An 8,537-nucleotide genomic window follows, 5' to 3' on the forward strand; every position below is an offset into this window, starting at 1 on the left:
CGTAGCCGATGTCGTAGGCCCAGCCGTCGCCGCCGAAGATCCAGACGGACTTCTTCACCAGGTAATCGTGGTACTCCGCGATCTTCGTGAACTCCGCCATGGCCTCGTCGCTGAGGTCCGCGTGCTCGTGCTCGTGACCGCCGCAGCAGCAGAACACCCCGTCCAGGAGCTCCTCCACCTTCGCCGCGGACGCCTTGGACTTCTCGCCGTCCAGGTGCGTGTCCAGCCACTCCTGAAGGACCTTCTTATACTCCTCCGGGACGCACTCCATCTTGATCAGGCTCGTCGCGGCCTCCACCAGGTAGTTCGTCTTGACGTTGACGGAGAGCTTCATGCCGTACCCGTACTCGGCGTTGTCCTCGAACAGCGAGTTCGCCCAGGCCGGGCCGCGGCCTTCGGCGTTGACCGTGTAGGGCATGTTGGGCGCGGAGCCGCCCCAGATGGAGGAGCAACCCGTGGCGTTGGCGATGATCATGCGATCGCCGAAGAGCTGGGTGATCAGCTTGGCGTAGGGCGTTTCGCCGCAGCCCGCGCAGGCGCCGCTGAACTCCAGGAGCGGACGCTGGAACTGGCTGCCCTGGACGGTGAACTTATCGACGACCTTGTCCTTGTCCGCCACGCTCTCGACGGCGTAGGTCCAGTTGTCGATCTCCCCCTCCTGAGAGGCCGTGGGCTTCATCTCAAGGGCCTTCACCGGGCAGATGTCCGCGCAGTTGCCGCAGCCCAGGCAGTCCAGGGTGTCCACCTGAATCTTGTAGCGGTAGCCCGCCTCCTTGAGCGCCTTGGCCTTGGGCTCGACGGCGCCGAATTCCTTCGGCGCGGCCTCCTGCTCGGCGGCGTCCAGGAGGAACGGCCGGATGGCCGCGTGGGGACAGACCATGGAGCACTGGTTGCACTGGATGCACTTCTCGCCGTTCCACTCCGGCACGTTGACCGCCACGCCCCGCTTCTCGTAGGCGGCGGTGCCGGAGGGGAAGCGGCCGTCCACGTACTCGCCCGTGAAGGCGCTGGCGGGCAGCTCGTTGCCCTTCTGGGAGTTGATCACCTGGCACTGCTCGGTCACGAACTCCGGGATCTCGTCCGGCACGCCACGCTTCTGCACAACCTGGTCCGGCGCAGCGCTCCAGCCCTCCGGAATCTTGATCTCGATGAGGCTCTTCAGGCCCGCGTCCACGGCGTCGTGGTTCATCTTGACGACCTTCTCGCCCTTGCGGCCGTAGGTATCGACGATGGCCTGCTTCATGTACTTCACCGCGTCGTCGATCGGGATGACGTTCGCCAGCTTGAAGAACGCGGCCTGCATGATGGAGTTGGTGCGGTTGCCCAGGCCGATCTTCTGGGCCTCGTCCACGGCGTTGATGACGTAGAACTTCGCGCCCAGGTTCGCCAGCTTGCGCTTCAGGTCGGAGGGCAGGTGCTCCTCAAGGGCCTCCGGGGTCGTCCACTGCGTGTTGAGGAGGAACGTGCCGCCCTTCTTCAGGCCGGCCGTCAGGTCGTACTGGTGGACGTACTCCTGCTTGTGGCAGGCGATGAAGTCCGCGGAGTCGATGAGGTAGGTGGACTTGATGGGGGACTTGCCGAAGCGCAGGTGGGACACCGTGATGCCGCCCGACTTCTTGGAGTCGTAGTCGAAGTAGCCCTGCGCGTACATGTCGGTGTGGTCGCCGATGATCTTGATGGAGTTCTTGTTGGCACCCACCGTGCCGTCGGAGCCGAGGCCCCAGAACTTGCAGCAGACCGTGCCCTCCGCCGCGGTGTCGATGTGGTCCTGCATCGGCAGGGAGCTGTCGTTCACGTCGTCCACGATACCGATGGTGAAGTCGTTGCGGGGCTCATAGAGCTTCAGGTTGTCGAACACCGTCTTGATGCAGCTCGGCGTCGTGTCCTTGGAGCCCAGTCCGTAGCGGCCGCCCACGACCTTCGGGGCGTTGGGGCCGTAGTCGAAGAACATGGAACGGACGTCCTCGTAGAGAGGCCCGCCCAGGGCGCCCGTCTCCTTGCAGCGGTCCAGCACGGCGATGGCCTTGACCGTGGAGGGAAGCGCCCGGAAGAAGTACTTCGGGGAGAACGGACGGTAGAGGTGCACCTCGATGAGGCCAACCTTCTCGCCCCTGGCGTTCATCCAGTCCACGACCTCTTCCGTCGCCTGGCAGACGGAGCCGATGGCGACGACGACGCGCTCCGCGTCCGGCGCGCCGTAGTACTGGAACGGATAATACTCCCGGCCGTGGAGCTTCGACACCTGGCGCATGTACTCCGCCACCACGTCGGGCACGCGGTCGAAGTAGGGCTGCGACGCCTCCTTGGCCTGGAAGAAGATGTCCGGGTTCTGGGCCGTGCCCTTGACGAAGGGGTTCTCCGGGCGCATGGCGCGCTCGCGGAACGTCTCGATGGCGTCGTAGTCCACCAGCTTCGCCAGGTCTGCGTAGTCGTAGACGTCGATCTTCTGGATCTCGTGGGACGTGCGGAAGCCGTCAAAGAAGTTCAACACGGGAACGCTCGTCTCGATGGCCGTCAGGTGGGCCACCGCGGCCAGGTCCGCCGCCTCCTGAACGCTGCCGGCGGCCAGCATCGTGAAGCCCGTCATGCGGCAGGTCATGACGTCGCTGTGATCTCCAAAGATGGAGAGCGCGTGGGTCGCCAGGGCGCGGGCGGAGACGTGGAACACACCGGGCAGGAGCTCTCCCGCGATCTTGAACATGTTCGGCAGCATCAGCAGGAGCCCCTGGGACGCCGTGAAGGTGCTGGCCAGGGCGCCCGCGGAGAGCGCGCCGTGGATCGCGCCGGCCGCGCCCCCCTCGGACTGCATCTCCGTCACCTTGACGGTCTTGCCGAAGATGTTCTTGCGGCCGTGGGCCGCCCACTCGTCGATGTGCTCCGGCATGGGCGACGAGGGCGTGATCGGGTAGATCGTCGCCATCTCGGAGAACGCATAGGCGACGTGAGCGACCGCCTCGTTTCCGTCCATCGTTTTCCAGTTACGCTTCATGAAAAAATAACCCCCCTCAAAATGAATCCGACGGGAAGCCCCAAGGGCTCCCTTCGGCAAAGAAGACCGGCCCTTCCGCGCGCGCCGCTCGTCGCCCGCGCCCCCTTCTCGGAAGAACCCAACGCAAAAATTCTAAAGGACACACTCCAAGACTTCTTCGACTATTATTGTACTACAATCCGCGCAATTTTGAGCGCCCCGCCCGCGCATCCGTGCCATCCCCCGGAGGCCGGCGTCCGCCTCTTTTATGAGGCACCTTAGGAAGAAAAATTGAGGTCCGGCGCGCCACGGCGTGCGCAAAGGCGTTTTTCCGTGTAAAATTGAGGAAGTCTTTTGCGAGGCGGGTGCCGCCGGGGGCACACGGCACCGTGGTGCGCACCAAGTTTGCAGGAAACTGCGGAAAGAAGAGGTCATGATACCATGAGGAGAGCACATTCTACCCTGACGCTGGCGCTTCTGGCGTGCCTTGCGGCAGGCCCGGCAGGCGCGGCGACGTTCACGGTGACGAGCGGAGCCGACGGCGGCCCGGGCTCCCTGCAGCAGGTCGTCGCCAGCGCCAACGCCAACGGCGAAGCCAACGTCATCAACGTCGCCCCGGAGGTCCAGACCATTCGGACCTCCTCCGAGATGCCCATCACCTCGAACCTGGAGCTCAACGGACAGGGCGTCACCATCCAAGGCGGCTCCACCCGCATCTTCAACGTCACCAGGGGCACGGCCGCGTTCAATCGGATCACCTTCACCAAGGGCACGGCATCCTCGCTCCAGAGCGGCGGCGCCGTGCTGGTGAGCGGGAACGCGAACGCGCACTTTACGAACTGCACGTTCTTCGGCAACACCGCAAGCGTGGCGGGCGGCGCGGTCTGCGTGGACAGCGTCAGCCTGAACAACACGACGTTCCAGTTCTGCACCATCGCGGGCAACAGCGCCGCGAGCGGCGGAGGCGTGGCCGTGGCGAACGGCGCGGCCAGCTTCCTGGGCGTCATCGCCGTGGGCAACCGCTCGACGAGGAGCGGCGCGGGCGACGACCTCCACGCCGAGGGGGCGGGCGCCATCTCCTCCGTGCGCTACAACGTCCTGGGGACCTCCAACGCCGGCGTCGGACCGGAAAGCCTGGCGAACCAGAGGGCGGAGGACGTCTTCCTGGCGGCCCCTCTCAAGCTGGAGAGCGCGAACGGTGTCGAGGTCCTGAAGCTCTCCGGAGCCTCTCCCGCGCGCGACCTGATCCCCTCCTCCGCGGCCGGCGCCGTCTCCATCGACGAGTGCGGCACGCTGCGCCCCCAGCTCGTCGGCTACGACGCGGGAGCCTTTGAGGCCACTCCGGTGGCCCTCGTCAGCGCGGACCTCGCCGGGACGCCCTACGTCCAGCTGGGACAGGGCGCGTCCTACGACGTCAAGGTCTTCCCCGCGGACGCTTCCCTGGATGGCAGCGTCCATCCGGGGGGCATTGAATGGATCGTGGGCGACGCCACCGTGCTCAGCGTGGACAGGTACGGGCGCGCTACGGCCCTCCGAGATGGCATGACGACCCTGTCCGCCGTCGTGCACGGCTGGACGGCTGCGGGCGGAAAGGCCTCCGCGTCGACCCGATCCCTCACCGTCCGGGTCGGAAGGGACGCTCCCATCGTGCTCCTCTCCATGGACGTCATCCCAGATCAGACGCTGGCCCTGAACCAGGTTCGCGCCATCACCCCGACGGTGCGGACGACGCTGAACGGCGAGACCCTCGACGTGCCCTACACGCTTCAGGTCACCGCGAACAGCACCGCGGGCGTCGTGGAAGCGACCGTGCTGAACGGCAGGACGATCCAACTGACGGGGCGCGCCCAGGGCACGACCTCTATCGTCGTCACCGCCTCCCCGAACCTCGGCGGCAGCAGCTACTCCACCGCCACCCCAACCAGCAGGTCGTTCGTCGTCACGGTGCGGGAGCGCAAGTCCGGAAAGGGCGGCGGCTGCAACGCGGCATCGAGCGGCCTGGCCATGGCCCTCGCGGCGGCGTTCCTCCTGAGGCGAAGGGCGTAAGGCCTCCGGTCAAAGACAGCGAGGACGGCGAGGCCAGGAGGTCGCGGGACCTCCCCTCGCCGTCCTAAATTTATTCTTAATCTCAAAAACGATGGAGAAACGCTGAATGGATATTACCCTTGCCTTCGCCGTCTTCGCAGCCCTGATGGCCGGATCGCTGGCGTGCGGCTACTCCATGCTCTGGGCGCTGGCCACGGGGTTTATCGGCTTCATGGGCGTGGGGCTGCGCCGGGGCTTCGCGCTCCCCGCGCTCCTCCGCATGGCCTGGAGGGGCGTGCGGGAGTCCCTGATCGTCGTCCGCGTCATGCTGACGATCGGGGTCCTGACGGGGCTGTGGCGCGCCGCCGGGACCTTCGCCCTCCTCACCGCCTGGGGGCTCAGGCTGATCTCGCCCTCGACGTTTATCCTGGAGGCCTTCCTCCTCTCCTGCACCCTCTCCTACGCCCTGGGGTCCTCCTTCGGCACGGCGGGGACCCTCGGCGTGGCGCTCATGACGGTGGCCCGCAGCGGGGGCGTGAGCGAGTTGGCGGCTGCGGGGGCCATCCTGTCGGGCATCTACTTCGGCGACCGGGCCTCTCCCGCCTCCTCCTGCGCCAACCTCGTCACCGCCCTCACCTTCACGGACCTCTACGACAACGTCAAGCTCATGATGCGGACCGCGCTCCTGCCCCTCCTCCTCGCGCTCGGCCTCCACACGTGGCTCTCCTTCAGAAACCCCATGCTGGGCGGGGAGGGCGCGGTGCTGACGTCCCTGAACCTGGACTTTCACCTCAGCCCCTGGTGCGCCCTGCCGGCCCTCGTCATGCTGGTCCTGCCCCTCTTCAAGGTCAAGGTGCTCCACTCGTTCGGGGTCAGCATCCTCTGCGCGTTTTTCTGCGCCGTCCTCCTGCAGAGGACGGGGACGGCGGGGGCCCTGCGCTTCGCCCTCATGGGCTTCCACGCGCCGGAGGGCAGCGTCCGCGCGATCTTCAACGGAGGGGGCCTCGTTTCGATGCTGGAGATCAGCGCCGCCCTCATGATATCGGGCACCTACGCCGGGATATTCGACGGGACGGGCATTCTGAGGGGCCTTCAGTCCCGCCTTGCCCGCGCAATGGACGCGCTGGGGGCCTATCCCGTCACCCTGACCCTGGGGACCCTGGCGAACGCCATCTTCTGCAACCAGACCGTCGCCGTCATGATGACGGTCCACGTCGTCCGACACCCCTACGAGGAGCGAGACCTGCCCTCCGCGGAACTCGCCCAGGACATCGCGAACTCCACGGTGATCACGGCGGGGATGGTGCCCTGGTGCATCGGCTGCTCCGTGCCTCTGACGATGATGGGCGTAGGAGCGGGAGCCGTCCCCTACGCCGCCTACCTCTACCTGCTGCCCCTCTGCTACCTCCTGACCCGCCGTCGCTGGTTCCGGGGCTGAGGCGGGCTGCCGCTCCCCTCCCCTGAGCCGATCACCAGGCCGCGACGCAGCCGTCCGTGCGCGGCTCCGTGGCCCCGACCAGCGAGCCGTCCTCCGTCCGCCAGATGATCTGTCCCCGCCCGAAGCCGTTCGAGGACACCTCAGGCACGACCTCGTGCCCCATGGCCTCCAGGACCTGAGCCTCCGACGCGGGAAAGCCCGGCTCCACGGCGACCTTCATCCCGCCGGTCCACTGCCAGCGTGGCGCGTCCAGCGCCTCCTGCGGGTTCATGCCGAAGTCAACGACGTTCATCACCACCTGGACGTGCCCCTGTGGCTGCATGAAGCCGCCCATCACGCCGAAGGGCCCGACGGGCCTCCCCTCCCGCGTCAGAAAGGCCGGAATGATGGTGTTGTAGGGCCGCTTGCGCCCGGCGATGACGTTGGGGTGATCCGGGTCCAGGGAGAAGCAGTGTCCGCGGTTGTTGAGCCCGATGCCCGTCCCGGGGATGACCACGCCCGACCCGAAGCCCATGTAGTTGCTCTGGATGAAGGAGACCATACAGCCCTCGCCGTCGGCTGCCGCGAAGTACACCGTGCCGCCCGGCATGGGGTCCCCCGCGCTGCGCTCCTCGGCGCAGTCCCCGATCAGCCTGCTGCGGTCCGCGCCGTAAGCGTCCGCCAGAAGCTCCTTCACGGGGACGGGGCTGAAGCGCTGGTCCGCCACGTAGCGGTGGGCGTCGGCAAACCCCAGCTTGATGGCCTCGATCTGGCGGTGGAAGGTTTCGGCGCCGTCCCGCTCCCGGAAGTCGAAGTTCTTCAGGATGCTGAGGGCCATGAGGGCGCAGATGCCCTGCCCGTTGGGCGGGATCTCCCACACGTCGTAGCCCTGGTAGCTCACGGACACGGGGTCCACCCACTCCGGCTCGAAGGCGGCGAGGTCCTCCAGGGTGTAGAAGCCGTCCGTCGCCTGCGCGAAGGCCGCCATCCTCACCGCGAGCGCGCCCCGGTAGAAATCCTCCCCCCCGCTTTCGGCGATGTCCTCCAGGGTCTTCGCGTGGTCCTCCAGGCGCACCACCTCCCCCGCACGGGGCGCCCGCCCCAGGGGGCAGAAGGTGGGGAGCCAGGCGGAGAACTCCGGCGAGCGGAGGACCTTGAACCGTTCAAAGGCCCTGGCCCAGTTGAAGGCCACGTTGGCAGAAACGGCGTACCCGCCCCGGGCGTACTCGATGGCGGGGGCAAGTATCTTCGCCAGGGGTAGACGCCCTATCCTGCGTGAGAGCTCGCACCAGACCGCTACCGCTCCGGGCACCGTAGCCGCCCCCCAGCCGTTCACGGGGTTTCTCTTCCAGCCCCGTTCCCGCCAGGCGTCCAGCGACCAGGCCAGGGGGGCGAAGCCGCTGCCGTTGATGCCGTGGAGCCGACCGTCCTTCCAGACGAGGGCGAAGGCATCGCTGCCAAGGCCGTTGCTGGTGGGCTCCACCACCGTCAGGGACGCCGCCGTGGCGATGGCAGCGTCCACGGCATTCCCCCCCTCCTTCAGGACGGCCAGCCCCGCCTGGGCCGCAAGGGGCTGAGAGGCGGCGACCATCCCGCGGGAGCCGTAGACCACGTTGCGGCGCGACGCATAGCGATAGCGCTGCGGGTCAAAGCGCAGGACGTCGAACGTACAGGACAAGGCGATCACTCCTTGTTAAGGGATTATTATAGAGACAGGGGAAGCGGGGTCTACGGGGCTACCAAAAGCCCCCTCAGGAGCAGCCCCATCAGGGCGGCGAAGAGGATCAGGAGCTGGGGGTAGGCCTTGAAGGGCCTGAGCCTGGAGAGCGCGAGGCAGAGGAACGCCAGGGCGATCAGGGCCAGCTTGGGCAGCATGGCGCGGAGGGAGGATGGCGCGGGCAGCAGGGGACGGGCCAGCGTGCAGAAGGCGACGAACAGGAGCCCGGCCACCGCGGGGCGCAAGCCCTTTTCAAAGGCAGTGATCCGTCCCTGCGCCCTCTGGGAGGCGCGGGAGATCAGCCACAGCAGGAGGACGATGACCAGGAGCGGCGCCCCCACCACCGCCGCGCTGGCCCCCAGGGAACCCCAGAACCCCGCCATGCGGTAGCCGACGAACGTCGCGGAGTT

General features: G+C 67.1%; 5 protein-coding genes. 2 read left to right on the top strand and 3 right to left on the bottom strand.

Annotated features, from left to right (window positions below):
* Positions 1-2,989: pyruvate:ferredoxin (flavodoxin) oxidoreductase (gene nifJ, locus Q0629_RS07430; protein WP_298780849.1), on the bottom strand; the 2,989-nt coding region annotated here is incomplete at its 3' end.
* 420 nt (positions 2,990-3,409) lie between these two features.
* Here nifJ and Q0629_RS07435 point away from each other — a divergent pair.
* Positions 3,410-5,014 (top strand): pilus assembly protein N-terminal domain-containing protein, encoded by a 1,605-nt coding sequence (locus tag Q0629_RS07435; RefSeq protein WP_298780851.1) that lies wholly within the window; start codon positions 3,410-3,412, stop codon positions 5,012-5,014.
* Between the two features lie 106 nt (positions 5,015-5,120).
* Positions 5,121-6,431, top strand: a complete 1,311-nt coding sequence (locus Q0629_RS07440; protein ID WP_298780853.1) for a Na+/H+ antiporter NhaC family protein — start codon at positions 5,121-5,123, stop codon at positions 6,429-6,431.
* Positions 6,432-6,462: 31 nt separating this feature from the next.
* On the opposite strand, the gene Q0629_RS07445 is transcribed toward Q0629_RS07440, so the two are convergent.
* Both Q0629_RS07445 and Q0629_RS07450 read right to left on the bottom strand, forming a co-directional pair.
* Positions 6,463-8,088: a gamma-glutamyltransferase family protein gene (locus Q0629_RS07445; RefSeq protein WP_366123218.1), complete on the bottom strand. Its 1,626-nt coding sequence runs from the start codon at positions 8,086-8,088 to the stop codon at positions 6,463-6,465.
* 50 nt (positions 8,089-8,138) lie between these two features.
* Positions 8,139-8,537, bottom strand: a 399-nt coding sequence (locus tag Q0629_RS07450; RefSeq protein WP_298780856.1) for a chromate transporter, incomplete at its 5' end; no start/stop codon positions are given.

The sequence above is a fragment of the uncultured Fretibacterium sp. genome, from assembly GCF_938030725.1.
Taxonomy (GTDB): domain Bacteria; phylum Synergistota; class Synergistia; order Synergistales; family Aminobacteriaceae; genus Fretibacterium.

What these genes read in the sequence shown, in the direction of transcription:
- Q0629_RS07435 (WP_298780851.1), top strand. Translation starts at nt 3,410, where the DNA reads ATGAGGAGAGCACATTCTACCCTGACGCTGGCGCTTCTGGCGTGCCTT.
- Q0629_RS07440 (WP_298780853.1), top strand. Translation starts at nt 5,121, where the DNA reads ATGGATATTACCCTTGCCTTCGCCGTCTTCGCAGCCCTGATGGCCGGA.